This window comes from Agromyces sp. C10, from assembly GCF_023217995.1.
Taxonomy (GTDB): Bacteria; Actinomycetota; Actinomycetes; order Actinomycetales; family Microbacteriaceae; genus Agromyces; species Agromyces indicus.
In genome coordinates, this window is record NZ_JALPSX010000010.1 from 61,772 (window position 1) to 87,565 (window position 25,794).

General features: G+C 73.4%; 26 protein-coding genes. 17 read left to right on the forward strand and 9 right to left on the reverse strand.

Annotation, left to right across the window (positions count from 1 at the left end; all coding sequences use genetic code 11):
* The first annotated feature begins 41 nt into the window (after positions 1 to 41).
* Positions 42 to 1,475 carry a GH1 family beta-glucosidase gene (locus M1L56_RS12320; RefSeq protein WP_248599467.1) on the forward strand — a complete coding sequence of 478 codons (1,434 nt, stop codon included), beginning with the start codon at positions 42 to 44 and terminating at the stop codon, positions 1,473 to 1,475.
* A gap of 16 nt (positions 1,476 to 1,491) precedes the next feature.
* On the opposite strand, the gene M1L56_RS12325 is transcribed toward M1L56_RS12320, so the two are convergent.
* On the reverse strand, positions 1,492 to 2,643 hold the full coding sequence (locus M1L56_RS12325; RefSeq protein WP_248599468.1) for a glutamate--cysteine ligase: 1,152 nt from the start codon (positions 2,641 to 2,643) through the stop codon (positions 1,492 to 1,494).
* A 222-nt stretch (positions 2,644 to 2,865) separates the two neighbouring features.
* Here M1L56_RS12325 and rpsP point away from each other — a divergent pair, with 222 nt between their 5' ends.
* The 5 genes from rpsP to M1L56_RS12350 all read left to right on the forward strand — a co-directional run bounded on the left by rpsP (position 2,866) and on the right by M1L56_RS12350 (position 5,742).
* Positions 2,866 to 3,279 carry a 30S ribosomal protein S16 gene (gene rpsP / locus M1L56_RS12330; protein WP_067950543.1) on the forward strand — a complete coding sequence of 138 codons (414 nt, stop codon included), beginning with the start codon at positions 2,866 to 2,868 and terminating at the stop codon, positions 3,277 to 3,279.
* 3 nt (positions 3,280 to 3,282) lie between these two features.
* Positions 3,283 to 3,519, forward strand: a complete 237-nt coding sequence (locus M1L56_RS12335; protein ID WP_067950541.1) for an RNA-binding protein — start codon at positions 3,283 to 3,285, stop codon at positions 3,517 to 3,519.
* A gap of 1 nt (position 3,520) precedes the next feature.
* Positions 3,521 to 4,114, forward strand: a complete 594-nt coding sequence (gene rimM, locus M1L56_RS12340; protein ID WP_248599469.1) for a ribosome maturation factor RimM — start codon at positions 3,521 to 3,523, stop codon at positions 4,112 to 4,114.
* A gap of 9 nt (positions 4,115 to 4,123) precedes the next feature.
* Positions 4,124 to 4,840 (forward strand): tRNA (guanosine(37)-N1)-methyltransferase TrmD, encoded by a 717-nt coding sequence (gene trmD, locus M1L56_RS12345; protein WP_067950537.1) that lies wholly within the window; start codon positions 4,124 to 4,126, stop codon positions 4,838 to 4,840.
* 134 nt (positions 4,841 to 4,974) lie between these two features.
* On the forward strand, positions 4,975 to 5,742 hold the full coding sequence (locus M1L56_RS12350) for a sirohydrochlorin chelatase (RefSeq protein ID WP_067950535.1): 768 nt from the start codon (positions 4,975 to 4,977) through the stop codon (positions 5,740 to 5,742).
* A 3-nt stretch (positions 5,743 to 5,745) separates the two neighbouring features.
* On the opposite strand, the gene M1L56_RS12355 is transcribed toward M1L56_RS12350, so the two are convergent.
* From M1L56_RS12355 to nirB, 6 genes are all read right to left on the reverse strand, one after another.
* Positions 5,746 to 7,371, reverse strand: coding sequence for an NAD(P)/FAD-dependent oxidoreductase (locus M1L56_RS12355; protein ID WP_248599470.1), 1,626 nt, complete (start codon positions 7,369 to 7,371; stop codon positions 5,746 to 5,748).
* Positions 7,368 to 9,494 carry a molybdopterin oxidoreductase family protein gene (locus tag M1L56_RS12360; RefSeq protein WP_248599471.1) on the reverse strand — a complete coding sequence of 709 codons (2,127 nt, stop codon included), beginning with the start codon at positions 9,492 to 9,494 and terminating at the stop codon, positions 7,368 to 7,370. The genes M1L56_RS12355 and M1L56_RS12360 overlap by 4 nt, the downstream gene beginning before the upstream one ends.
* An 11-nt stretch (positions 9,495 to 9,505) precedes the next feature.
* Positions 9,506 to 10,921 carry an MFS transporter gene (locus M1L56_RS12365; protein WP_248599472.1) on the reverse strand — a complete coding sequence of 472 codons (1,416 nt, stop codon included), beginning with the start codon at positions 10,919 to 10,921 and terminating at the stop codon, positions 9,506 to 9,508.
* Positions 10,922 to 11,061: 140 nt separating this feature from the next.
* The gene (locus M1L56_RS12370) at positions 11,062 to 12,192 is read right to left on the reverse strand and encodes a uroporphyrinogen-III synthase (protein WP_248599473.1); all 1,131 of its coding nucleotides are present in this window, start codon (positions 12,190 to 12,192) and stop codon (positions 11,062 to 11,064) included.
* Entirely contained in the window at positions 12,189 to 12,965 is a 777-nt protein-coding gene (gene cobA / locus M1L56_RS12375; RefSeq protein ID WP_248599474.1) for a uroporphyrinogen-III C-methyltransferase, read from the reverse strand. The genes M1L56_RS12370 and cobA overlap by 4 nt, the downstream gene beginning before the upstream one ends.
* Entirely contained in the window at positions 12,962 to 15,571 is a 2,610-nt protein-coding gene (nirB, locus tag M1L56_RS12380) for a nitrite reductase large subunit NirB (RefSeq protein WP_067950525.1), read from the reverse strand. The genes cobA and nirB overlap by 4 nt, the downstream gene beginning before the upstream one ends.
* A 205-nt stretch (positions 15,572 to 15,776) precedes the next feature.
* Here nirB and nirD point away from each other — a divergent pair, with 205 nt between their 5' ends.
* Entirely contained in the window at positions 15,777 to 16,127 is a 351-nt protein-coding gene (gene nirD / locus M1L56_RS12385; RefSeq protein ID WP_248599475.1) for a nitrite reductase small subunit NirD, read from the forward strand.
* Between the two features lie 21 nt (positions 16,128 to 16,148).
* On the opposite strand, the gene map is transcribed toward nirD, so the two are convergent.
* Positions 16,149 to 16,916: a type I methionyl aminopeptidase gene (map, locus tag M1L56_RS12390; RefSeq protein ID WP_067950521.1), complete on the reverse strand. Its 768-nt coding sequence runs from the start codon at positions 16,914 to 16,916 to the stop codon at positions 16,149 to 16,151.
* A 74-nt stretch (positions 16,917 to 16,990) separates the two neighbouring features.
* Between map and M1L56_RS12395 the strand changes: the two genes are divergently transcribed.
* The 10 genes from M1L56_RS12395 (at position 16,991) to M1L56_RS12440 (ending at position 25,118) form a co-directional block, all read left to right on the forward strand.
* Positions 16,991 to 17,515, forward strand: coding sequence for a hypothetical protein (locus M1L56_RS12395; RefSeq protein WP_248599476.1), 525 nt, complete (start codon positions 16,991 to 16,993; stop codon positions 17,513 to 17,515).
* Positions 17,516 to 17,722: 207 nt separating this feature from the next.
* Positions 17,723 to 18,070 carry a 50S ribosomal protein L19 gene (gene rplS, locus M1L56_RS12400; RefSeq protein ID WP_067950517.1) on the forward strand — a complete coding sequence of 116 codons (348 nt, stop codon included), beginning with the start codon at positions 17,723 to 17,725 and terminating at the stop codon, positions 18,068 to 18,070.
* 77 nt (positions 18,071 to 18,147) lie between these two features.
* Positions 18,148 to 18,894 (forward strand): signal peptidase I, encoded by a 747-nt coding sequence (gene lepB / locus M1L56_RS12405; protein WP_248599477.1) that lies wholly within the window; start codon positions 18,148 to 18,150, stop codon positions 18,892 to 18,894.
* Between the two features lies 1 nt (position 18,895).
* Complete coding sequence (locus tag M1L56_RS12410; protein WP_248599478.1) at positions 18,896 to 19,582, forward strand: ribonuclease HII; 687 nt, start codon at positions 18,896 to 18,898, stop codon at positions 19,580 to 19,582.
* Between the two features lie 6 nt (positions 19,583 to 19,588).
* The gene (locus tag M1L56_RS12415; RefSeq protein WP_067950513.1) at positions 19,589 to 19,912 is read left to right on the forward strand and encodes a DUF2469 family protein; all 324 of its coding nucleotides are present in this window, start codon (positions 19,589 to 19,591) and stop codon (positions 19,910 to 19,912) included.
* Positions 19,913 to 20,027: 115 nt separating this feature from the next.
* Positions 20,028 to 20,384: a YraN family protein gene (locus tag M1L56_RS12420; protein ID WP_067950511.1), complete on the forward strand. Its 357-nt coding sequence runs from the start codon at positions 20,028 to 20,030 to the stop codon at positions 20,382 to 20,384.
* Positions 20,384 to 21,955, forward strand: a complete 1,572-nt coding sequence (locus M1L56_RS12425; RefSeq protein WP_248599479.1) for a YifB family Mg chelatase-like AAA ATPase — start codon at positions 20,384 to 20,386, stop codon at positions 21,953 to 21,955. Before M1L56_RS12420 ends, M1L56_RS12425 begins: the two co-directional genes overlap by 1 nt.
* Positions 21,952 to 23,190 (forward strand): DNA-processing protein DprA, encoded by a 1,239-nt coding sequence (dprA, locus tag M1L56_RS12430; protein ID WP_248599480.1) that lies wholly within the window; start codon positions 21,952 to 21,954, stop codon positions 23,188 to 23,190. Before M1L56_RS12425 ends, dprA begins: the two co-directional genes overlap by 4 nt.
* A gap of 49 nt (positions 23,191 to 23,239) precedes the next feature.
* The gene (locus M1L56_RS12435; protein ID WP_248599481.1) at positions 23,240 to 24,160 is read left to right on the forward strand and encodes a phosphodiesterase; all 921 of its coding nucleotides are present in this window, start codon (positions 23,240 to 23,242) and stop codon (positions 24,158 to 24,160) included.
* Entirely contained in the window at positions 24,153 to 25,118 is a 966-nt protein-coding gene (locus M1L56_RS12440) for a tyrosine recombinase XerC (RefSeq protein WP_248599482.1), read from the forward strand. The genes M1L56_RS12435 and M1L56_RS12440 overlap by 8 nt, the downstream gene beginning before the upstream one ends.
* Here the strand turns inward: M1L56_RS12440 and M1L56_RS12445 are convergent, their stop codons facing one another.
* Positions 25,119 to 25,679, reverse strand: coding sequence for a murein hydrolase activator EnvC (locus tag M1L56_RS12445; protein ID WP_248599483.1), 561 nt, complete (start codon positions 25,677 to 25,679; stop codon positions 25,119 to 25,121). It abuts the gene before it with no gap.
* Positions 25,680 to 25,794 lie beyond the last annotated feature (115 nt).

A 25,794-nucleotide genomic window follows, 5' to 3' on the forward strand; every position in this document is an offset into this window, starting at 1 on the left:
AGCGGATGCCGCATCCCGACGATCGCTTCAGGGGGACGACCATGACCACGGGTAACGCCGACTACCGCGACTCCGGTCTCGAGTTCCCACCCGAGTTCCTGCTCGGGTCGGCGACGGCGTCGTACCAGATCGAGGGCGCCGTGAGCGAGGACGGCCGCGGGCCGTCCATCTGGGACACGTTCAGCCACACGCCCGGCCAGGTCTGGAACGACGACACGGGCGACGTCGCCTGCGACCACTACCACCGGTGGGAGGCCGACTTCGACCTCATGGTCGAACTGGGCCTCGAGGCGTACCGCTTCTCGATCGCGTGGCCGCGCATCCAGGCCACCGGACGCGGACCCGCGAACGAGGCCGGCCTGGCGTTCTACGAGAAGCTCGTCGACGGACTCCTCGCCCGCGGCATCCGACCCATCGCCACGCTCTACCACTGGGACCTGCCCCAGGCGCTGCAGGACGAGGGCGGCTGGACCAATCGGGCCACCGCCGAGGCGTTCGCCGACTACGCGCGCCTCGTGGGGGAGCGGCTCGGCGACCGCGTCGCCGTCTGGACCACGCTCAACGAGCCCTGGTGCTCCGCCTACCTCGGCTACGGCTCGGGCGCGCACGCTCCGGGACACACCGACGGCGCCGAGGCGCTCGCCGCCGTGCACCACCTGAACCTCGCGCACGGGCTCGCGGTCCGCGCGCTCCGCGAGGTCGTCACGAACGACCCGGAGTTCTCGATCACGCTGAACCTGCACGTGATCCGCCCCTCGGGCGAGACGGGGCACGAGGCGGCGCGACGCATCGACGGCCTCGCGAACCGCGTCTTCCTCGGCCCGATCTTCGGCGACGGCTATCCCACCGACGTCATCGAGGACACCGCCGCCGTCACCGACTGGTCGTTCGTGAAGCCGGGCGACACCGAGTTGATCGCCCAGCCCATCGACCTGCTCGGCGTGAACTACTACTCGACCGTCACCGTCCGGCTCTGGGACGGGGTCTCGCCGCGCGTGAACGCCGATGGGCACAAGGACATGGGCGGGACCCCCTGGCCGGGCTCCGAGCACGTCGAGTTCCTGCAGCAGCCCGGTCCGTACACCGCGATGGGCTGGAACATCGACCCGTCCGGCCTCGAGGACCTCCTCATCGCCCTGCACGGCGCGTACCCCGAGGTGCCGCTCATGATCACCGAGAACGGCGCGGCGTTCGACGACGTCGTGACGGAGGGCCCCGACGGGCCGATGGTCGACGACCAGGACCGCATCGACTACCTCCGTCGCCACTTCACGGCCGCGCACCGCGCCATGGCGCACGGCGTCGACCTGCGCGGCTACCAGGTGTGGTCGCTCCTCGACAACTTCGAGTGGGGCTACGGGTACTCCAAGCGGTTCGGCATCGTGCGGGTCGACTACGACACGCTCGAGCGGCTGCCGAAGGCCAGCGCGCGCTGGTTCGCCGAGCTCATCCGCACCCGCCGGATCCCGGCGTAGGGGCCGCGGCCCCGGGCTACCGGCTCGCGCGGGGGACCGTGCCCTCGCGGAGCTCGCGCGCGAGGTGCGCCACGACCGCCGTCAGCTCGCCGCCGTGCTCCTGCGCCACCCGGAGCTGGCGCTGGTAGCTCGCGCCGTCGTCGAGCGTGCGACGGATCCGCTGCAGCTCCTCGGCGCACCCGAGCCGGTCGGCGTACGGCGCGAGCGTCACGAGCAGGTCGCGGAGGTCGTCGGCGACGTGCCGCTCGGTGCCCGCGACATCCGTGATGACCTCGGCGTCCATGCCGTACCGCGCGGCGCGCCACTTGTTCTCGCGGACGTACCAGGGCTGCAGCACTGTGAGCGTCTCGCCGGCGTCGAGGCGGTCCGACATCCACTCGACGAGGCACTGGATCAGCGCGGCGATCGCCCCGATCTCCTCGGCCGACGAGACGCCGTCGCAGACGCGCACCTCGACCGTGCCCCACCGCGGCGACGGGCGGATGTCCCACCGCACCTCGGTGTGGTCCTCGATGACGCCGGTGCGCACGAGGTCGTCGACGTAGCGCTCGTACGACGCCCAGTGGGGCAGCGGGTAGGGCAGGCCCGCCGTGGGCAGCTGCTGGAACATCAGCGCGCGGTTCGACGCGTACCCGGTCTCGACGCCCGCCCAGAACGGGCTCGACGCCGACAGCGCCTGCAGGTGCGGCACGTACGCGAGCATGCCGTCGAGGATGGGCAGCGCCTTGTCGCGCTCCTCGATGCCGACGTGCACGTGGATGCCCCAGATCATCATGTTGCGGCCCCACCAGCGGGTGCGCTCGATGAGCTTGTGGTAGCGCGGCTTGTCGGTGAGGCGCTGGTCGTACCACTGGCTGAACGGGTGCGAGCCGCTGCAGATGAGCTCGTACTCGCCGATCCGGTCGAGCACCGACCTGACCTCCGCGACCTGCGCGGTGAGGTCGTCGACCGCCCCGGCGACGCGGTCGTGCACGCCGCTGACGAGCTCGACCGTGTTGGTCAGCAGCTCCGAGGTGATGAACGGATGCGGCGAGCCGTCGGATCCGGCGAGGTCGGCCAGCACGCGGTCGCCGACCGAGGCCAGCTCGCCGCTGCCGCGCTCGACGATGGCGAGCTCCCATTCGATGCCCACGGAGGAGCGCTCGGAACGCGCGAACTCGATCCGCATGGGAGCCCCCTGTCGTCCCCGGCCGCGGGTGCGGCGTTGGCTCATCTTGCCACGCACCGCGGCGATTATCGTCGCGGGGCGAAATCTGCAAGAATGGTCAGTCGAGTTCTGTGCCGCCCGACCCTCTATCCGGCGGCGCAGGGCACCTTTGAGCTTCCGCCGGGTGTGCACCCCACGCTCACGGCTGTCAGTTCGCCTACCTCACAACATCTCAGGAGAATCGTGGCTGTCAAGATCCGCCTCAAGCGGCTCGGCAAGATCCGTGCCCCGTACTACCGCATCGTCGTCGCCGACTCGCGCACCAAGCGCGACGGTCGCGTGATCGAGGAGATCGGCAAGTACCACCCCACCGAGGAGCCCTCGTTCATCGAGGTCGACTCCGACCGCGCCCAGTACTGGCTCGGCGTCGGCGCGCAGCCGACCGAGCAGGTCATGGCCATCCTCAAGCTCACCGGCGACTGGGGCAAGTTCAAGGGCGACAAGGACGCCAAGAGCACCGTCCGCACCGCCGAGCCCAAGGCCGAGTACCAGGTCGACGACAGCAAGAAGTCGGTCGTCAAGCCCAAGGCCGAGAAGCCGGCGAAGGCCGAGGAGCCCGCCGAGGCCGCTGACGAGACCGCGTCGGACGAGGCGTAGGCCTTGCTCGCTTCCGCGCTCGAACACCTCGTCAAGGGGATCGTCGATCACCCCGGCGACGTGAAGGTCACCTCCGCGTCGAGCGCACGCGGCGAGGTCCTCGAGGTGCACGTGCACCCCGAGGACCTCGGCCGCGTCATCGGTCGCGCCGGCCGCACCGCCAAGGCGCTGCGCACCGTCGTGACCGCACTCGCCGACGGCCGCCGGGTCCGTGTCGACGTCGTCGACACCGACGACTGACGTGACCGCGGCACCCCGCCCCCAGCAGCTGCGCGTCGGTCGTCTCACCAAGGCGCACGGCCTCAAGGGCGCCATCAAGCTCGAGCTCTACACCGACGACCCCGAGCGTCGGTTCGTCCCCGGCGCCGAGTTCTCCCTCCAGGTCCCCGAGTCGTCGCCCTGGCACGGCCGGCACCTGACGCTCCGGGAGCTCCGCTGGTACAACGGCCACCCCGTCGGCTTCTTCGAGGGCGTCGACGACCGCACCGCCGCCGAGGGGCTCATCAAGGCGATCCTCTGGGTCGACCAGCCCGCCGACGAGGAGTCCGAGCCGGACGCGTGGTACGACCACCAGCTGGTCGGACTCGCCGTCGTGCGCGACGGCGAGCGGATCGGCGAGGTCGCGCACGTCGACCACCTGCCCGCACAGGACCTCCTGGTCGTCAGGTCCGGCGGCCGCGAGGTCATGGTGCCGTTCGTCTCCGCGATCGTGCCCGAGGTCGACCTCGAGGCCGGTACCGTCACCGTCACGCCCCCCGCCGGACTCTTCGAGGAACTGCCGGAGACGCCGGACGCGGCATCCGCTGACGGCGAGCGCGACGCCGACGCCGAGTAGGAGCCGACGGTGCGCATCGACATCGTCACGATCTTCCCGTCGTTCTTCGACGTGCTCGACCTGTCGCTGCTCGGCAAGGCCCGCCAGACGGGACTCATCGACGTGCGCACGCACGACCTGCGCGAGTTCACCCACGACCGTCACCGCACGGTCGACGACACCCCGTACGGCGGGGGAGCGGGCATGGTGATGAAGCCCGAGCCGTGGGGCGAGGCACTCGACTCGATCGTCGGCGACGCGGCATCCGACGCCCTGCTCGTCGTGCCGACGCCCGCGGGCGAGCCGTTCACGCAGCGGGTCGCGCGCGAGCTCGCCGCCGAGGAGCATCTCGTGTTCGCCTGCGGGCGCTACGAGGGGATCGACCAGCGGGTCGTCGACCACTACGCCGGTCGCATGCGCGTGCGGCTCATCAGCCTCGGCGACTACGTGCTGAACGGCGGCGAGGTCGCCGTGATGGCGATGATCGAGGCGGCCGGTCGGCTCGTGCCCGGCGTCGTCGGCAACCCGGAGAGCCTCGTCGAGGAATCGCACGAGGACGGCCTGCTCGAGTACCCGAGCTACACCAAGCCGGCCGTCTGGCGAGGCCTCGAGGTGCCGCCCGTCCTCCTGTCGGGCCACCACGGCCGCGTCGCCGAGTGGCGACGCGAGCAGCAGGTCGAACGCACTCGGCGGGTGCGCCCGGAGCTGCTGCCCGATGCCCCGGAGGGCACCGAGCCGACAGCCTGACCCGCCTTCGCGAAGTCCGCCGTGAGGCACTCTTCACGCGCCGGAAACACGTGGGTCCGTTCCGCGAAACACGCCCTGCATACCGTCGGAACCGGCGGCGACGAGCGGATTCCGCCGGGAAGCGGGGTCGCCTGATGGGTCGAACGGATGGCTCGGTCGCACCGGTCGGGGCCGGCTCCCCGCCGCCGCTGCGGCTCGTCGCGGTGACCCATGGCGCACCGTCCGCGGCCAACCGCCGGGCCGTCATCCGGCTGGTCGACGGCGTCGCGACGACGCGGCCCGACCTCGACGTCGCCATCACGTTCGTCGACGCCCGGAACGCCGACCTCGGCGCCGCGCTCGAAGCGGCCGCCGTGCGGAACGCGGTCATCGTGCCGCTCGTCCTCTCCGCCGGGTTCCACGTGCGCACCGGCCTCTCGCTCGCGCTCGACCGGCTGGGCGGCGACGTGGGCCTCGCCGCGGAACTGGGACCGGACGAGCGGATCGTCGACGTGCTCGCGGAGCGCCTGGACGAGCTGGGCCTGCGCGAGGGCGATGCGGTCCTGCTCGCGGCCGCGGGGTCGAACGATCCGCGCGCCGTGCGCGAGTGCTTCGAGACCTCGCGCCGCCTCGGCCAGCGACTCGGGCGCCCGGTGACGGCGGGCTTCATCGCGGCGGCGATCCCGCGCCTGCCGGACGCGATCGAGATGCTCCGCGAGGTGCACCCCGGGGCGCGCATCGTCGTCTGCCCCTACCTGCTCGCGCCGGGCACGTTCTACGACCAGGCGAAGGTCGCGGGCGCGGACGTCGTGGCCGATCCGCTCCTCCTGCCCGAGCGGCCCGCGCCCGAGGCGCTCGTCGACCTCGTCCTCGACCGGTACGCGCGAGTGGGGATCGGGATCGAGCGCCGCGAGCGCGCCTGACGCTCAGGCGGTGAGGGCGCCGTCGGCCTCGGCCGCCCGCGCGAGGATCTCGGCGATGCGGCCGCGGCATCCGCCGCAGCCCGTGCCGGCGCGCGTATCACGGCCCACGCATTCGACCGTCGCGTTGCCGCACGCGTGCGACGCCTCGATCGCGGCCACGGTGACCCCGTTGCACCAGCACACGGTGGCGTCCGGCGCGAAGGCGTCGGCGTCGGCGGCAGGGTCGTCGTCGGGACCGTCGAAGCGGAGCAGGAGCGAGCGGTCGGCGGGCAGTTCGCCGCCGCGGTCGTAGAGCAGGGTCAGTTCGGCCGCGGTCCGCGGCATGCCGACGCAGGCGAAGCCCGTGAGCACGCCGCCCTCGGTGACCATCTTCACGTACCGGAGGTGCTCGGGATCGGCCCACTGGGCGACCCGTCGGCGCGGGCTGAGCGCGTCGTCGTCCCACGGGTCCGTGGAGACGTCGCCGACCGCGACGACGTCGACGTGCTCGGCCTTCAGCATGACGATCGCGTCGCGCTCGGCGGGCAGCGCCGGCCGGGAGTCGGGGACCGGGACGCCGTCGGCCCGTGCCGCGGCCTCGTCGGCCAGGACGGCGGCGAGCCATGAGGCCTGGCGCCAGCCCGGGGCGACGAGTCCCGCCGGCGCCCCGGGAAGGTCGCGCCGCCCCGCGGTCTCCGGGGTGCGCTCGACGACCTGGGCGCAGTCGCCGATGGCGTACACGTCGGGGTCGGTCCAGCTGCGCAGGTCGGCACCCACCACCACGCCCGTGGCGGTGCGCAGTCCCGCCAGGGTCGCGAGCTCGTTGCGCGGGCTGACGCCGCACGAGAGCACGAGGAGGTCGCCGCGGAGCTGCTTGCCGTCGGCGGTGACCAGCAGGTCGAAGCGGCGCGTGCCGTCGGGTTCGGTGCGATAGCCGACCGCCTCCGCGCGACTGTGGGCCACGACGGTGACGCCCGCACGGCGCAGGGCCGAGCGGAGCACGTGCCCGCCGCCGCGGTCGAGGTTGCGGGGCATCGGGATCGGGCCGTGGTGCACGACGCAGACCTGCGCGCCCGCGTGCGCGGCGGCGAGCGCCAACTCGAGCCCGAGGACGCCGGCGCCGAGCACGACGATGCGGCGGCGTCCGCGGACCGCCGCGAGCACCCGCCGTGCGTCGTCCAGATCGCGTAGCGCGGTGATGCCCTCCGGCAGCGCGTCGTCGCGCGCGACGAGGGTCGCCGCGTGCTTCCGGAGCGAGTCCGGGTCGCGCCGCGGCCGGTCCACCGCATCGAGCGTGGGCGTGTTGGCGCGGGCCCCCGTCGCGAGGACGACGCGGTCGTAGGGGAGCTCGTCGCCGTTGGAGCACCGGACGACCCGGGCGTCGCGGTCGATCGCCGTGGCGGCGACGCCGAGGAGCACGCGCGCGCCGGCCGACTCGGCGGCCGCCCGGTCCCCGACCAGCATCGCGTCGAGGTCGGTGTTGCCGACGGCGTACTCGGCGACGAGCACCCGGTTGTACGCCTCGACGGGTTCGCCGCCGACGACGGTGAGGGTGATGCGGCCGGCGGCCACGTCGGGCAGCAGCTCCTCGACGAAGCGGGCGCCCACGAGCCCGTAGCCGATGAGGACGATCCTGAGCGGTGCGGTCATGCGGGGGCTCCGGCTTCCACGAGGCGCGTGACGCGCACGAGGTTGGTCTTGAACTCGGGCATGGACGAGACGGGGTCGACGGCGTCGGACGTGAGGAGGTTCGCCGCCTGGTCGTCGCCGTAGTGGAACGGGAGGAACACGGCATCCGGTCGGATGTCGGCGGTGAGGCGCGCCCGTCCGTGCACCGAGCCGAGGTTGTTGGCGATCTCGACGGGATCGCCGTCCGCGATGCCGAGGCGTTCGGCGGTCGCCGGGTGCAGGGACGCCCGGAGCTCGGGCTGCGCGTCGAGCAGTTCGGGGACCCGGCGGGTCTGGGCGCCGCTCTGGTAGTGCTCGAGCAGCCGGCCGGTCACGAGCGTGACCTCGCCGGGCCCCGGCGCCGGGTGCGCCGCCGCCCGGGGGGACACGGCGACGAGGCGCGCCCGGCCGTCGTCGTGCGCGAACCGGTCCGCGAAGAGCCGCGGCGTGCCGGTGCCGCCGCGCGGGTACGGCCAGTACGCCTCGGCGCCGGAGTCGAGGAGCGCGTAGTCGATGCCCGAGTAGTCGGCGATGCCGCCCTCCGACGCGAGGCGCAGCTCCTCGAAGACGGCCTCGGGGTCGGTGTCGAACCGGGCCGCGGAGCCGAGCCGGCGGGCGAGCTCGTGCAGGACCCGGAGTTCGTCGCGGGCGCCGGGCGGCGGCTCGAGCGCGCGGCGTCGACGGATGACGCGTCCCTCGAGGTTCGTCATGGTGCCCTCCTCCTCGGCCCACTGCAGCACCGGCAGCACGACGTCGGCGAGCGCCGCCGTCTCCGAGAGGACGAAGTCGCAGACGACGAGCAGGTCGAGCGCATCCACGGCGCGGCGCACGGCGCCCGCGTTGGGGGAGGACACGACGAGGTTCGACCCGTGGACGAGGAGGGCGTGGACGCCGTCGGGCCGACCGAGCGAGGCGAGGAGTTCGATCGCCGGCACGCCCGGTCCCGGGAGGTCGTCGGCGTCGACGCCCCACACCGCGGCGACGTGGGCACGTGCCGCGGGGTCGGTGATCTTCCGGTATCCGGGGAGCTGGTCGCACTTCTGCCCGTGCTCGCGACCGCCCTGCCCGTTGCCTTGGCCGGTGAGCGTGCCGTAGCCGCTGCCGGGACGACCGGGCAGCCCGAGCAGGAGCGCGAGGTTGATGGCGGCGGTGGCGGTGTCGGTGCCGTCGACGTGCTGCTCGACGCCGCGACCCGTGAGCACGAAGGTGCTCCCGTCGCTGGCGAGGCGACGTGCGAGGCGCCGCAGCGTCGTCGCGGGCACGCCGGTCACGGCCTGCACGCGCTCGGGCCACCACGGGGCGACGCTCCGCCGCACCGCGTCGTAGCCGCTGGTGCGTTCGGCGACGTAGGCCGTGTCGACGAGCCGTTCGGCGATGACGACGTGCGCGAGTCCGAGGAGCAGGGGGAGGTCGGTGCCCGGCGCCGGTTGCACGTGCAGGCCGCGCCCGTCGTCGGTGAGCTTCGCGGTCGCCGTCCGCCGCGGGTCGACGACGATGAGCCCACCCGCGGCCTGCGCGCCCGCGAGGTGCCCGATGAACGGCGGCATGGTCTCGGCGACGTTCGTGCCGAGCAGCAGGATGGTCTCGGCGTCGTCGAGGTCGGCCAACGGGAACGGCAGGCCGCGGTCGACGCCGAAGGCACGGTTGCCGGCCGCGGCCGCCGACGACATGCAGTACCGGCCGTTGTAGTCGATGCGGCTGGTGCCGAGCGCCAGGCGCGCGAACTTGCCGAGCAGGTACGCCTTCTCGTTGGTGAGTCCGCCGCCGCCGAAGACGCCCACCGCGTCGGCACCGTGGCGTGCACGGATGTCGCGGAGCCGGCCGGCCACCAGGTCGAGCGCCTCGTCCCAGCTCGCCTCGTGCAGGGCGCCGTCGGCGCCCCGCACGAGCGGGGCGCCGAGGCGGGACGGGGCGCGGAGCAGCTCCGCCGAGGTCCAGCCCTTCTTGCACAGCCCGCCGCGATTCGTCGGGAACTCGCGGCCCGCGACCGTGACGGGCGGAGCGTCGGTCGGCGCGGCAGCGCCGGAGGCATCCGTCGGGGTGAGGGTCATCGCGCACTGCAGCGCGCAGTACGGGCAGTGGGTGGGGGCGGGCCGGTCGGTCATGCGCGCTCGATTCAGATCTTCTGCTCGCGGAGGTGGCGGGGGCGCACGTACACGGCCCACGTGACGGCGAGGAGGACGAGGTACCCGACGACGAAGCCGGTGAACGCCGCCGCGTAGGCGCCGGTCGCCTGGAACGAGAGGTTCAGCGCCTGCGGGATGAGGAATCCGCCGTACGCGCCGATCGCCGAGATGAGCCCGAGTGCCGCGGCCGCCTTGCGTTGGGTGGACACGTCGCCGGCGCCGTGGGCGGACCGCATCGCGAACACGATCGGCACCATGCGGTAGGTCGAGCCGTTGCCCACGCCCGCCGTCGCGAAGAGCAGCAGGAACAGCCCGAGGAACACCCAGAAGCTGCCGAGGGGGAGGGTCGCGAGCACCGCGAGCGTGATGACCGCCATGGCCGCGAACGCGACCATCGTGATGCGAGCGCCGCCGAACCGATCCGAGAGTCGGCCGCCGTAGGGCCGGGCGAGGGAGCCGACGAGGGCGCCGAGGAACGCGAGGGAGACCGTCGCCCCGAGCACGCCGATGGTGGAGAACTCGGGGAACTGGTCGGCGATGAGCTTCGGGAAGACGCTCGCGAAGCCGATGAACGAGCCGAACGTGCCGATGTAGAGCAGGGCCAGCAGCCACAGGTGCGGCTCCTTCAGGGCGGCGGCCGAGCCCGAGAGGTCGGCCTTGGCGTTGGCGAGGTTGTCCATGTACCGCCATGCCCCGAACATCGCCAGGAGGATGAACGGCACCCAGATCCAGCCGGCCACCGGCAGGTTCAGCGTCGCGCCCGCGCCGATCGTGATGACGACCGGAACCGTGAACTGGGCGACGGCCGCGCCGAGGTTGCCGCCGGCCGCGTTCAGGCCGAGCGCCCAGCCCTTCTCGCGCTGGGGGTAGAAGAACGTGATGTTCGACATCGAGCTGGCGAAGTTGCCCCCGCCGAACCCGGCGAGCGCCGCCGCGAGGAGGAGCACCCAGAACGGGGTGTCGGGGTTCGAGACGGTCACCGCGAGCATCACGGCCGGCACGAGGAGCAGCCCGGCCGAGACGATGGTCCAGTTCCGCCCGCCGAAGATCGGGACCAGGAACGAGTACGGGATGCGCAGCGTGGCTCCGACGAGGCTCGGGATCGAGATGAGCCAGAAGATCTCGCTCGTGGTGAGCTGGAAGCCGGCCGCGGGAAGGGCCACCGCGACGATGCTCCAGAGCTGCCAGACGACGAACCCGAGGAACTCGGCGAAGATCGACCAGTTGAGGTTGCGCCGGGCGACGCGACGGCCCTCGCGCTCCCATTGCGCGGTGTCCTCGGGGTCCCACCCGTCGATCCAGCGGCCGGGGCGGCGGGTCAGCGCGCCCGGCGCGGGGGCGGGCGGGGCGGTGGTCGGCGCGGCGGATGCGGCGCTCGGGGGAGCGGTCTGCAGGATCTCGGTCATCGGTGCCTCCGGGGATGTCGGTCACGGGGTCGAGCTGGTGCAGGCGACGCTATCCGCGGCGTGTTTCCCGGGTTCGCGCGGGTCGTGAACAGTGCGTCTCCACCTGCTCACCCGGATCGGATGCCGCTGTGAGGTCGTGGTCACGCATCGATCCGGTATCCCCGCTTGACCACGGTGGCGATCAGTCCGGGGACGCCGAGCGACTGCCGGAGGCGGCTCAGCGCGACCTCGAGCGCGTGCTCGTCGCCCGCGCCCGGCATCCCCGCGGCGAGGCGGTCGCGAGCGACCACCGAGCCGCGCGCCACGACGAGCGGGCGCAGGATCGAGAGCGCGACGGGGGCGAGCGGGATGCGGCGTCCGGCCACCTCGGCGACCGATCCGCGCAACGCGAGCGGCCCGTGCCGCGTCTCGACGCGGATGACGCGCGTCGACTCGAGGTGCTCGCACACCTGCCGGATCATGGCGCCCATCCGATACCGCTCCGGTTGCAGCGGGACGATGCCGGCCGCGAGCAGCGGCGCCGCGGTGACCGGGCCGACGGCGGCCGCGACGACGGGCCCGCACATCGCATCGACGAGGTCGTCGTACCGGCCGCGCGCCTCGGCCGCCATGAACAGCGCGTGGACGGCGGGCGCGCTCGTGAACGTGATGGCGTCGAGGCCGCCCGTGCAGGCGGCCTCGATGAGCCGGTCGACGCGCTCGTCGGCCACGTCCGGGTCGAGCCAGCGGTACGGCTCGACCGTGAGGACGCGGGCGTGCGCCCGACGGAGCCGGTCGAGCGCCGACGGCGGGAGGTAGCCGTGGAGCTGCACCGCGATCGTGAGCCCGGCCGGGTGCTTGGCGAGCACTTCGTCGATGAGCGACTCGGTGGTCTCCTCGGCGCTCATGCCGACGTCGTCGAGGCCCGCGGCGCGGATGCCGCCGCGCGCCTTCGGGCCGCGCACGAGGATCGCGGTGTCGCGCAACGCGTCGACCAGGTCGTCGCCGAGCCCCGCGGCATCCGCCACCTCGAACCAGCGGCGGACCCCGTAGGCGGTCGTCGCGAGCAGCACGTCGGGCCGGGCGTCGATGATGGCGCGCGTGTCGGCGATGACGGGTTCGTCGGAGCTCGCGTTCGCCATCCGGATCGTCGGGGCATGGACGACCTGGGCGCCGCGGCGCACGAACGCGTCGATGAGGTCGCCCGACCGGCGGTCGCTCGTCACGCCGATGCGGAAGCCCTCGAGCTGGTCGGGCCGGAAGCCGATGGCGCACTCCGCCTGGTCGGTCATGCGGCGGCTCCCGCGAACCCTGCCGCTCGCTCCATGAGCTGGACGGCGTCGGCGTGGCCGTCGTGCGCGAGCCGGACGACCTCGCCGACGACGATGACCGCCGGCGACTCCACCCCGGCGAGGCCGGCCGCCGTGACGATGCCGCCCAGGTCGGCGACCGTCGTGCGCTGGTCGCATCGGAAGCCGCGCTCGACGATCGCGACCGGTGTGGAGGCGCGCATGCCGTGCCGGGCCAGTCCGGCCGCGAGCATGGGGAGGGTGTTCACGCCCATGAGCACGACCACGGTGCCGCCGAGCCCCGCGAGGTGGCGGAGCTCGTCGTCGGTGAGCGGTGCGTGCCCCGAGACGACCGTGAAGAGTCGGCTCACGCCGCGATGCGTCAGGGGGATGCCGGCCGCGCCGGGGACCGCGACCGCGCTCGTGACGCCGGGGACGACCTCGACCGGCACGCCGGCGCGATGGCAGGCGAGCACCTCCTCGCCGCCGCGCCCGAACACGTAGGGGTCGCCGCCCTTGAGTCGCACCACGTGGCGTCCGGCGAGGGCGTGGGCGACGAGCAGCGCCTCGATCTCGCCCTGCGGCATCGCGTGGTGCCCGGGCTGCTTGCCGACGTCGACGAGCTCGGCATCGGGCGCGAGCTCGGCGAGACGCCCGTGCGGCGCGAGACGGTCGTAGAGCACGATGTCCGCCGCCCCGAGGGCGCGGACCGCGGCGACGGTGAGCAGCTCCTCCCGACCGGGGCCGCCCCCGACGAGCGTCACCCGGCCGGTCACGCGCCCGCTCCGCGCGTGGGGATCGTCGGGCCGGAGACGAGGACCGCCTCGCCCCGCGCCAGCTCCTCGGGGGTGGCCGGGCGGTACTGGCCGCGTTCCTCGACGCGTGCGAGGGGCTGCGCGGCCGCCTCGGGCGCGTTCACGAACGAGCGGAAGCGGCGCAGCCGGTCGGGGTCGGCGAGCGTGGCCGCCCACTCGTCCTCGTACGTGTCGACGTGCCGGGCCATCGCGGCCTCGAGGTCGGCCGCGAGGCCGAGCGAGTCGTGCACGACGACGTCGCGCACGTGGTCGAGTCCGCCGTCGAGGTCCTCGATCCAGCGTGCGGTGCGCTGCAGCCGGTCGGCGGTGCGGACGTAGTACATGATGTACCGGTCGAGGTAGCGCAGCAGGGTCTCGTCGTCGAGGTCGCTCGCGAGCAGCTGGGCGTGCGCCGGCTGGAACCCGCCGTTGCCCCCGACGTAGAGGTTCCATCCCTGCTCGGTCGCGATCACGCCGACGTCCTTGCCGCGCGCCTCGGCGCACTCGCGCGCGCAGCCGGAGACGCCGAACTTCAGCTTGTGCGGGGAGCGGAGCCCGCGATAGCGCAGCTCGAGCCGGATCGCCATCGCGACGGAGTCCTGCACGCCGTAGCGGCACCACGTCGAGCCGACGCAGCTCTTCACGTTCCGCAGCGCCTTGCCGTAGGCCTGGCCCGACTCGAAGCCGGCGTCGACGAGCCGCTTCCAGATCTCCGGCAACTGGTCGAGCCGCGCGCCGAAGAGGTCGATGCGCTGGCCGCCGGTGATCTTCGTGTAGAGCCCGAAGTCCGTCGCGACCTGCGCGATGACCGCGAGCTTCTGCGGGGTGATCTCGCCGGCCGGGATGCGCGGCACGACCGAGTACGTGCCGTCCTTCTGCATGTTCGCCATGGCGCGGTCGTTGGTGTCCTGCAGTCCGCCGCGGCCGCCGTCGAGGATGTACGAGCCGTGCTGGGCGGCGAGGATCGACGCGACGACGGGCTTGCAGACGTCGCATCCGCGGCCCGTGCCGAGCCGGGCGACGATGTCCTCGAACGAGGCGAGCTCGAGCACGCGGACGGACTCGAAGAGCTCCTGCCGCGAGATCGCGAAGTGCTCGCAGAGGGCTCGCGAGATCGCGCGGCCGGACTTGGCCAGCTCGGCCTCGAGCAGCTTCTTCACGAGGGGCACGCAGGAGCCGCACTGGGTGCCCGCGCGCGAGCACCCCTTCAGCGCCCCGAGTTCGGCGCATCCCTCCGCGTGCGCGCCGTGGGCGCCGTTGACGGCGTCCCGGATGGTGCCGGCGGCGACGTTGTTGCACGCGCACACGAGGGCGGATGCCGGGAGCTCGTCGCCCGCGGGCGCCTCCATGCCCGACGCCGAGAGGTACGCGGCGGGCTCGCCCGACAGCTCCGTGCCGAGCAGCGGTCGCAGCGACGCGTACGGCGACGCGTCACCCACGAACACGCCGCCGAGCAGCGTCCTGGCGTCGTCCGTCACCACCAGCTTCTGGTAGAGCCCGCGCGCCGGGTCGGCGTAGACGATCTCGAGCGCGTGCTCGGTGCGCGCGAGGGCGTCGCCGAAGCTCGCGACGTCGACGCCGGCGAGCTTCAGCTTGGTCGCGTCGTCGACGGTCGTGAACTCGGCGGCGCCGCCGAGCAGCCGGTCGGCGACGACCTCGGCCATCGCGTTGGCCGGGGCGACGAGGCCCGTGCAGCGGCCCTCGAAGCTCGCGACCTCGCCGATCGCCCAGACGTCCGGCACGGATGCCGCGCACGCGGTGTCGATCGCGACCCCGCCCCGCGGGCCGAGCTCGAGCCCCATCGCCCGAGCCAGCTCGTCGCGCGGGGCGATCCCGATCGCGAACACGACGAGGTCGGCGTCGACGCGGCGGTCGTCGGTGAGCTCCACCCCCACGACGCCGCCGCTGCTCGTGAGCACCTTCGCGGGGCGGACCCCGAGGTGCAGGTCGATCCCCTGGCCGGCGATGATGCGGCCGAGCGCGCGTCCGGCGCCCTCGTCGAGCTGGGCGGACATGAGCCACCGACCGGAGTGCACGATCGCGGCATCCGCCCCCAGCTTCGCGAGGCCGCCGGCGGCCTCGAGCCCGAGCAGGCCGCCGCCGGCGACGACCACGCGCGGCGCCCGGCCGAGGCGCTCGGCGAGCGAACGGGTCTCGGCGACGAGCGCGTCGACGTCGTCGATCGTGCGGTAGACGCGGGCGTGCTCGCTCCCGGGGAGGTCGGGGACGGGCGCGCTCGACCCGGTCGCGAGCACCAGGTCGTCCCACCGCAGCTCGAGTCCGCTCGAGGTGACGGCCACGCGGTTCGCGCGGCTCACCTCGACGACGCGCTCGCCGGTGATCAGGCGGACGTGCCCGTCGTCCCACGGCGTGTCCGGAAGCGTGAGATCGGTGCTCGCGTCGGCCAGGCGGGTGCTGAGCGCCACGCGGTCGTAGGGCGCCCACGGCTCCTCGCCGACCACCGTGACCCGCAGGCGACGGTCGGTGTCGCGGGCGTGGAGGCTGTCGGCGAGGCGATGCGCGGCCGGGCCGCCGCCGACGATGACGACGTGGCGCGCGCCCGCCGCGGCGTTCGCGGTCTCGTTCATGCTGGCCTCCCGGTCTCAGGTTGTCGGCGAGCGTACGGCCGGGCCGTTTCCGTCCTGTTTCGCGGTCGTAACGCAACCGCTCGGGGACCTCGCACCGCGGATCGGGCGACGTGAGGCCGGTTTCACCCGTCGGAAACACGGCGGGCGCGCCGCGGGAAACACGCCGTGCCTAGCGTGAGGGGCACCGAGACCGAGGGAGCCGGAGATGACGTCGACCATCGAGCTGACGACCGCATGGGTCCGCGCCTGCGCGGTGTCCGACCTGGAGCCCGGCTGGGGCGAGGTCGCGCTGATCGGCGCGCGGCAGGTCGCCCTCATCCGGGTCGCCGAGCAGGAGGTGTACGCGGTGGACCACCACGACCCGCACACGAGCGCGCCCGTCATGGCGCGCGGCATCGTCGGATCGCGCGGCGACCGGCCCACCATCGCGTCGCCGCTGCACAAGCAGGTCTACGACCTCGGCACGGGCGAGTGCTTCACCGATCCCGCGCTGTCGCTGCGCACGTACCGCACGCGCGTCGTCGGCGGCATGCTGGAGGTCGAGCTCGACGGATGACGCGGGGAGACGGGCGGGCCGTCAGCCGCGCTGCGTGAGCACGATCGGGTCGCCGTCGGTCACCGCGATGGTGTGCTCGGAGTGCGCGCCGCGCGAGCCGTCGGCGCTGCGCAGCGTCCACCCGTCGGGGTCGGTGAAGATGCGATCGGTGGTCTGCAGGAACCACGGCTCGATGGCGACCACGAGGCCCGGCTTCAGCGGGAGGCCTCGACCGGGGCGGCCGTTGTTCGGGATGTGCGGGTCGCCGTGCATGGTGCGCCCCACGCCGTGGCCGCCGAAGTCGGTGTTGATCGAGTAGCCCTCGGCCTTCGCGACGTCGGCGATCGCCCGCGAGATGTCGCCGATGCGGTTGCCCGGTCGCGCGGCGGCGATGCCGGCGTCGAGGGCTCGACGCGTCGTGTCGATGAGCCGCAGGTCCTCCTCCCGCGGCGTGCCGACGACGAACGAGATCGCCGAGTCGGCCACCCAGCCGTCGACGGATGCCGCGAAGTCGAGGGTCAGCAGGTCGCCGTCCTGCAGCGCGTAGTCGTGGGGGAGGCCGTGCAGGACGGCGTCGTTCACGGACGTGCAGATCACCTTGCCGAACGGGCTCGCGCCGAACGAGGGGTGGTAGTCGATGTAGCAGCTCGTCGCGCCCGCCGCGCGGATCATCTCGTGTGCCAGCGCGTCGAGCTCGAGCAGGTTCACGCCGGGCGCCGCGGCCTTCGACGTCGCCTCCAGCACGCTCGCGACGAATCGGCCGGCCGGCCGCATCTGCTCGATCTCCGCAGGGGTCCTCAGTTCGATCACGTCACCCATTCTGTCGGGTCCGCCCTGAGTGAACACCCGGCGACCGGTCGGGCGGGCGCGGGTACGCTGGCGGCATGCTGATCCGTCGCGCCTTCTACCGGTGGCAGTTCATCGCTGCGATCGTGCTCCCGGTCTGGCTGCTGATCGGCTACGCGATCTTCGGCTCGAGCGGTTGGGGCGTCATCGGCCTGATGTTCGCCGCGCCGATCGCCTTCGTCTCCCTCGGGATCGTCGCCCTCGTCATCGCCGCGCGGCCCGACGTGCGCCGGGCCAAGGCGGTCGACTGGGCGGATGTCGCGGTCCTCGGCGTCTGGCACCTGCTCATCATCGCCGCGGGCGTCTACGGACCGACGGGCATCACATTCGCGATCCTCGCCATGGTCGGCGCCATCGCGGCCTTCTGGTACGCCGTCTGGCGGCTGCTCAGCGACGGGGCGCGACGCGTGCGCGCCACGATGGAGGAGTACGAGCGCCTCGCGTCGTCGGGCCGCGCGCCCGGCGCGGGCATCCCCGGCCAGGCCCGGACGCCGCGTGCCGAGGACGGCGGCGAGGTCATCGTGGTCCGCGAGGAGCGCTCGTGGGAGGAACGCCGCGACTGAGCGGTCGTCCGTCGACGCTCGCGCGCGGCATCCGTCACCGGATTTTGGCCGTGGGCCCGCTGATCTGGCAGAATGGACGATTGTGCCGCCGCAGGACTCTGCCTCCGGGGAGCACGCACGGCGCGACCACGTTCGCGCGAGGCGGCACCAGACACTTCCATCCATGATCCGCGTTCGACCGGTGGCGGGCGCAGAGAGCGAACCATCATGCACATCCTCGACCACGTCGACGCCGCGAGCCTCCGCTCGGACATCCCCGACTTCCGCCCCGGCGACACCGTCAAGGTCCACGTCAACATCGTCGAAGGCAACCGCTCGCGCATCCAGGTCTTCCAGGGCGTCGTCATCGGCCGCCAGGGCGAGGGCGTCCGCGAGACCTTCACCGTCCGCAAGATCAGCTTCCAGGTCGGCGTCGAGCGCAAGTTCCCGGTCCACTCGCCGGTGATCGACCGCATCGAGGTCGTCACCCGCGGTGACGTCCGTCGCGCGAAGCTGTACTACCTGCGCGAGCTGCGCGGCAAGAAGGCCAAGATCAAGGAGAAGCGCGACAACTGATCGGCATTCCGCCGGCGCACGCGTCATCCGCTCGAGCTCCCCGCCCCTAGACTGGGTCGGGGAGCTCGAGCCATTTCATGACTGAAGACACACGCACCACGCGCGACGAACGCGCCACCTCCGAGACGCCGTCGCGCCGTCGGAGCGTCCTGCTGTTCCTGCGCGACCTGCTCGTGATCTTCGTGGTCGCGGTCCTGGTCTCGTTCCTCATCAAGACGTTCCTCATCCGGTCCTTCTTCATCCCGTCGCAGTCGATGGAGCAGACCCTCGTGCAGGACGACCGGATCATCGTCAACCAGCTCGTGCCCGAGCTCTCGGCGATCGAACGCGGCGACGTCGTCGTGTTCAAGGACCCGGGCGGATGGCTGCCCGCCCGCGTCGAGGAGGAGCAGCCCCCGGTGGTCGCGGCCGTCGACTGGTTCCTCGCGTTCGTGGGGCTGTCGGCCCCCGACTCGAACGACCACCTCGTCAAGCGCGTCATCGGCCTGCCCGGCGACACCGTGGTGTGCTGCAACGCGCTCGGCCAGATGACCGTCAACGGCGTCCCGCTCGACGAGCCCTACGTCGCGCTGCCCCCCGGCGAGACGAAGGTCTCCCGCGACGACTTCGAGGTCGTCGTGCCCGAGGACTCCCTGTGGGTCATGGGCGACAACCGCTACAACTCCAAGGACTCCCGCTACAACACCGAGACCCCGCTGAAGGGCTTCGTGCCGACCGACAACGTCGTCGGCCGGGCCGTGGTCGTCAGCTGGCCGATCTCGCACTGGACCTTCCTCGACAACTACCCCGAGGTGTTCGCCGGCGTCGACGAGGGAGCCGAGTGAGGTGAGCCCCGCGGGCGTGCCGTCGTTGCGGATCGAGCGCGAGCTGCTGGCCGGGGGAGCCCCCGTCGTCCTCGCGTGCGACGAGGTGGGGCGGGGCGCCCTGGCCGGGCCCGTCGCGGTCGGCATGGTCGTCATCGACGCCTCGGTGAAGCGGATGCCGGCGGGCCTGCGCGACTCGAAGCTCCTGCCAGAGCCGAAGCGGCAGCTGCTCGCACCCCGGGCCGCCTCGTGGGTGCTCGCCTCGGCGGTCGGCGAGGCCAGCGCCGAGGAGATCGACCGGCTCGGCATCATGGCGTGCCTCGGCCTCGCCGGAGCGCGGGCGTTCGCCGCGCTGGGCATCGACCGCGGCCTCGTGGCGGGTGCGCCGCTGCTGCTCGACGGCAACTACGACTGGCTCAGCCAGTCCATCGAGCACCGCGCCCAGGTCATCACCCGGATCAAGGCCGACCGCGACTGCGCGTCGGTGTCGGCGGCATCCGTCATCGCCAAGGTGCATCGCGACACGGGGATGCGCCGCGCCCACGACGACACCCCGCTCTACCACTGGCACGAGAACAAGGGCTATTCGAGCCCGGCGCACTTCGCCGCGATCGCCGAGCACGGGCCCAGCGGCCTGCACCGGCGCACCTGGCTGCACGAGCGGCCGGCAGAAGCGGCGCCGTCGCTGTTCGACCTCGAAGTAGGATGATCAGCGATGGATGAGGACGAGTTCGAAGACTACGACCGTGAAGTGGAGCTCGCGCTCTACCGCGAATACCGCGACATCGTCTCGCAGTTCAAGTACGTGGTCGAGACCGAGCGTCGCTTCTACCTCGCGAACGAGGTCGAGCTGGTGCGCCGAGACACCGAGCACGACTTCTACTTCGAGCTGTCGATGAAGGACGTCTGGGTGTGGGACGTCTACCGGGCCGACCGGTTCGTGAAGTCGGTGCGCGTGCTGACCTTCAAGGACGTGAACGTCGAGGAACTGGCCACGCGCGAGTTCGAGCTGCCGAAGGACCTCGCGCTCGAGGAGTAGCCCGGAGCCGGTCCCTCGCCGCGAGCGGTCCTCCACAGGGCCCTGATCCGGCGGATCCTCCGCGCCGGGCGGCGATCGGCGCTCGGGGGTCCTTGCGGACCGCGACGCTGGGCGCATGGCCCACAACACGGAACTCGGTCGGCACGGCGAGCAGGTCGCCGCCGACCATCTCGAGGCGCGCGGCATGCGCGTCATCGACCGCAACTGGCGGTGCAGCCACGGCGAGCTCGACCTGGTGCTGCGCGACGGCGACGAGACGGTGTTCGTCGAGGTGAAGACCCGAGCCGGTGCCGGCTACGGTCACCCCTTCGAGGCGATCACCGCGCGCAAGCTCGCGCGACTCCGACGCCTCGCGCTCGCGTGGTGCGAGGCGAGTTCGACGCCCACCGGGCGGATCCGGATCGATGCGGTCGCGGTGTTCGCCCCGGCCGCCGCGCCCGCCGTCGTCGAGCATCTCGAGCGGATCGCCTGATGCCCGTCGCACGCACGCACGCCATCGCGCTCGTCGGACTCACCGGCTCGGTCGTCGAGGTCGAGGCCGACCTGTCCAGCCACCTGCCCGCGCTCGTCATCATCGGGCTGCCGGATGCCGCGCTCGGAGAGGCGCGCGAACGCGTCCGCTCGGCCGCGAGCAATGCCGGCTGCCCGCTGCCGCCGCGTCGCCTCACGGTGAACCTCTCGCCGGCGTCGCTGCCGAAGCACGGGTCGGGTTTCGACCTGGCCATCGCCCTCGCGTGCCTCGCCGCGGCCGGGACCATCTCGCGCGAATCGGTCGAGCGGTTCGTGCACCTCGGCGAGCTCGGCCTCGATGGTCGACTGCGGCCGACGCACGGCATCCTCCCGGCGGTCCTCGCCGCGGCCCGCGCCGGGCACGATCGGGTCATGGTGCCGCTGGCGAACGCCGACGAGGCGCGACTCGTGCCCGGCGTCGAGATCGTGGCGGTCTCGTCACTGCTCGAAGCCGCGGTGCGCCACGGCGGGGAGTTCGACCTGTCGGCCTGCGACGCCGACGAACCCGTGCGGCACGGTGGCGACACCGCCGACGTGTCCGCGCCGGGTCCTGCCGGGGGCGACCTCGCCGACGTCGTCGGCAACCCGGAGGCGGTCGAGGCGCTGCTCATCGCCGCGGCGGGCGGCCACCACCTGCTGATGGCCGGACCGCCGGGCGCCGGCAAGACGATGCTCGCCTCCCGGCTGCCGGGCATCCTGCCCGACCTGACGCCGGATGCCGCCCTCGAGGTGGCGTCGCTGCGCTCGCTCGCCGGCGAGCGCATCGGCGGCACGCTGTCCGTGCGGCCGCCGTTCGAGGCGCCGCACCACACCGCGAGCGCCGCGGCGATGGTCGGTGGCGGCAGCCGCGGCATCCGACCCGGCGCTGCCGCACGCGCGTCCCACGGGGTGCTCTTCCTCGACGAGGCGCCGGAGTTCCCCTCGTCCGTGCTCGATGCCCTGCGGCAACCGCTCGAGTCCGGCGAGATCACCATCCACCGGGCGAACGCCGTCGCGACGTTCCCCGCTCGGTTCCAGCTCGTGCTGGCCGCCAACCCCTGCCCGTGCGGCGGCGGTGAGCGCGTCGCCGACGCCTGCGCGTGTCCGCCGGCCACCAAGCGCCGGTACTTCGCGCGCATCTCGGGCCCTCTGCTCGATCGGGTCGACCTGCGGCTGGAGGTCAACCGGCTGACGCCCGCGATGCTCCGGATGGGTCCGGGCGACGACCTGGGCAGGTCGGTGACGACCACGGCGCAGGCGCGGGAACGGGTGCTGCGCGCGCAGGAGGCCGCCGCGCGTCGCTACGCCGGGACGCCGTGGCGCACCAACGCCCAGGTGCCCGGGCCGTGGCTGCGCGGCGAGGGCCGGATGCATCCCGGTGGCGTCGCCACCCGGGCACTCGACTTCGCGCTCGAACGCGGCGGGGTGACGATGCGCGGGTACGACCGGGTGCTCAAGGTCGCGTGGACCGTCGCGGACCTCGAGGGCGCCGCCCGTCCCGACGCGCAGCACGTCGGCCGGGCCCTCGGCCTCCGATCGGGGCTCGCCGCATGAGCGCGCTCGAGCGGACGGTGGACGCCTCGGCGGCCGAGCTCGCCGCCGTGCGGCCGGCCGGGTCCGACGTCGATCCCCGCGCGTGCGCCGCCGCCGCCACGCTGGGCTTCGTGTCCGAGCCGGGCGACGGCGTGCTCGGGCGCCTGGTCGCCGCGCTCGGAGCGATCCGGACGGCCGAGCTCCTGCTCGACGACCGGCCCGCGGCCGAGGTGACGGGTGAGGCGGGGGAGCACGGCGCCGCGGTGTCCGTCCACGAGGTCGCGGCGGGCCTCCAGCGCTGGCGGCCGCGACGCGACCACGCCGCGTTCGCACGCGGACTCGCGCAGGCCGCACGCGTCGGGGCGCGCCTCGTGCTGCCCGCCGATCCGGAGTGGCCGGACGGCGTGGACGATCTCGGCGTACACGCCCCTCTGGCGCTGTGGCTGCGCGGAGACGTGGCATCGCTCACCCGGCGGCTGTCCATCGCGCTCGTGGGGGCCCGCGCGGCGACGGGGTACGGCGAGCACGTCGCCGTCGAGGCGGCCGCGGGGCTCGTGGACCGCGGGTTCTGCATCGTCTCCGGAGGCGCGTACGGGATCGACGGCACCGCGCACCGCTCGGCGCTCGCGAGCGGCGGCACCACGGTCGCGTTCCTCGCCGGCGGCGTCGACCGCTTCTATCCCGTCGGTCACGAGGCGCTCCTGGCTCGCATCGCGGAGACCGGCGCCGTCGTGTCCGAGATGCCGTGCGGCGCGGCTCCCACGCGCTGGCGGTTCCTCCAGCGCAATCGGCTCATCGCCGCGGCGGCGCAGGCCACGGTCGTGCTCGAGGCGGGCATGCGCTCGGGATCGCTGAACACGGCGGGCCACGCCGCCGCGCTCGGGCGTCCCCTCGGAGCCATGCCGGGACCGGTGACCAGCCCGGCGTCGGCCGGGTGCCACCGGTTGCTGCGCGAGTTCGACGCGGTGTGCGTGACGGATGCCGCGCAGATGGCCGAACTCGTGGGCGCGGTCGGCTCGCCCGACGCCGCCGGACCTGAGGCGGGTTCCACCGCGCCGCGCGCGATCGAGCTGCTCACCTCCGACGAGCGGCGCGTGCTGGACGCCCTCGGCGTGCGTCGGGCGCGCACCGTCACCGAGCTCGCCACGCGCAGCGGTATCGGCACGGGGGCGGTGCTCGGGGCGCTGGGGGCGCTCGACGCGACCGGGCTGGCCCGACGCGTCGACGACGGCTGGGTTCGCCTCCGCTCGGCGTGACGCGGTGCCGACCGCCGGGGGTGGTCCTAGGCTGGCGTCGGAGGCAGCGATGGACCATCCCCGATTCGGCAGGTACCCGGCGGCGCGACACGTGATCGCCCACCTGAGCGACACGCATTTCCTCGCCGGCGGCGCTCCGCTCGGCGGTCGGGCCGACACCGTGGCGCACCTCGATCGGGCGGCACGGCAGCTCGGTCGGCTCGCCGGCGAGCTCGACGCGATCCTCGTCACGGGCGACGTCACCGACCTCGGCGAGCCCGATGCCTACCACCGGATCCGGGACGTCCTCGAACCGCTCGCCGAGGCCACGGGCGCCCGGCTCGTCTGGGTCATGGGCAACCACGACGAACGCGCGCCGTTCTCCGAGATCCTCCTCCGCGAGCCGCATGCCGGCGACGGGCCGGTGAACCGGGTGGTCGACCTCGACGGCCTCCGCATCATCGCCCTCGACACGAGCGTGCCGGGCTATCACCACGGCGTACTCGAATCCGAGACGCTCGACTGGCTCGCCGATCGACTCCGCGAGCCCGCACCGTACGGCACCGTGCTCGCGATGCATCACGCCCCGATCGCCACGCCGCTGTCCCTGATGGACGTGCTCGAGCTCCGCGGCCAGGACGCCCTCGCCGACGTGGTGCGGGGCACCGACGTCCGGCTGATCCTCGGCGGTCACCTGCACTATCCGACGCAGGGCACCTTCGCCGGGATCCCGGTCTCCGTGGCCGGGGCGCTCGCCTACACCATGGACCTCTCGGCGCCGCCGCTCGAACTCGTCGGCATCGACGGCGGGCACTCGTTCTCGATCGTGCACCTCTTCGACGACGGAGCGGTGACCTCCGTCGTGCCGGTGGGCTCGTACGCGGAGATCACGAGCTTCGGCGAGCAGTTCGTCCGCGAACTCGAGGCGCTCGACGACGAGGGCCGGCTCGAGCGCTTCTCGCGGAAGCGCGGAAGCGCGTCCGATGACTGAACTCCGGTTCGACGCGGCCGTGGACGACTACCTCGCCCACGTCCGGCACGAGCGCGGCTACTCCGACCACACGATCGACGCCTACGCCTCCGACCTCGCCGACCTCGGCCGGTTCGCCGGCGAGCGCGGCATCGACGACGTGGACCGCGTCGACCTCGACCTGCTGCGGGACTGGCTGTGGGCTGCCACCGAGCGCGGTCTGGCTCGATCGACGATCGCCCGGCGGGCGGCATCCGCTCGTGGGCTGGGCGCCTGGCTCGAACGCACGGGCGCCGTGGCGGCCGACCCTGCGGCGAGGCTCCGCGCACCGCGCGCCAAGCGCACCCTCCCGCGGGTGGTCGCCGCGCCCGCGGTGACGACGCTCATCGAGGGACTGCAGTCGGCCGCCGTCGACGGCGACCCGGTGGCGGTGCGCGACCTCGCGATCGTCGAGCTGCTCTACGCCTGCGGGCTCCGAGTCTCGGAACTCGTCGGGCTGGACGTCGACGACGTCGACCGGGGCAACCGCACCGTGCGCGTCGTCGGAAAGGGCTCGAAGGAACGCGTGGTGCCGTACGGAGCGCCGGCCGCCGCCGCGCTCGACCGGTACCTGGACCGCGCCCGCCCGGCGCTGCTCGTCTCCTTGGAGGATCGCGGCGGCACCGGCTCGACCGGCGGCCGGGCCGGCAGCCGGCCGATGGGGCACCCCGTATTCCTCGGCGTGCGCGGCGGGCGGCTGGGCGTTCGGGCCGTGCACCGACTGGTCGCGGGGCTCCTCGCCGACCTTCCCGGCTCCGGGCCCGCGGGACCCCACGCGTTCCGCCACAGCGCCGCGACGCACCTGCTCGACGGCGGCGCCGACCTCCGTGCGGTGCAGGAGTACCTCGGCCACGCGAGCCTGGGCACCACGCAGATCTACACGCACGTGTCGGCCGAGCGGCTCAAGCAGACCTACGCCACGGCCCACCCGCGGGCCTGATCACCCCGACAGCGGGAGGAGCACCGCGCGGGGGAGCCCGCCGAGGAACCACAGCGGGGACACGTACTCGCCGTGCACGCGGACGCCGAAGTGCACGCAGACCGCGTCACAGTGCCCGCCCGTCGTCGTGACGCCGACGGCCTGGCCGGCGGCGACCCGATCGCCGACCGCGACCGACGCCTCGACCGGCTCGATCGCACTCACCACGCCGCCGCCGTGGTCGATCGAGAGCACGTCGCGCCCGGCGACGGGACCGGCGAACGCCACGACGCCGTCGGCTGCGGCGCGCACCCCCGTGCCGGGAACGGCGGCCAGGTCGATGCCGCGATGACCGGCCGCGTACGGGGTCGGCGGCGCGAGGAACGGGGCGATCATGCGGACCGGAGGTTCGAGCGGCCACTCCCAGCGTGCCGCTCCGGGGCCGGGCGACGATGGCGGGGTCGAGGAGGGCGGGTCGCCCGCAGGCGGCCGCGCCGCGGCCGACCCGGTCGCCGCACCGGGCGCGACGACGAGGAGCGACGACACGAGGAGGAGGGCGAGCGCGCGGGGGAGCGGGGGCATGACGACGAGCGTCTCGCACGCGGCATCCGTTCGCCTCGACGACGTCGCGGGGCCGGTCGACCGGGCACCCGCAGGCGCCTGTGCAGGACCGGTCGGATCCCGCCCGCGTGATAGC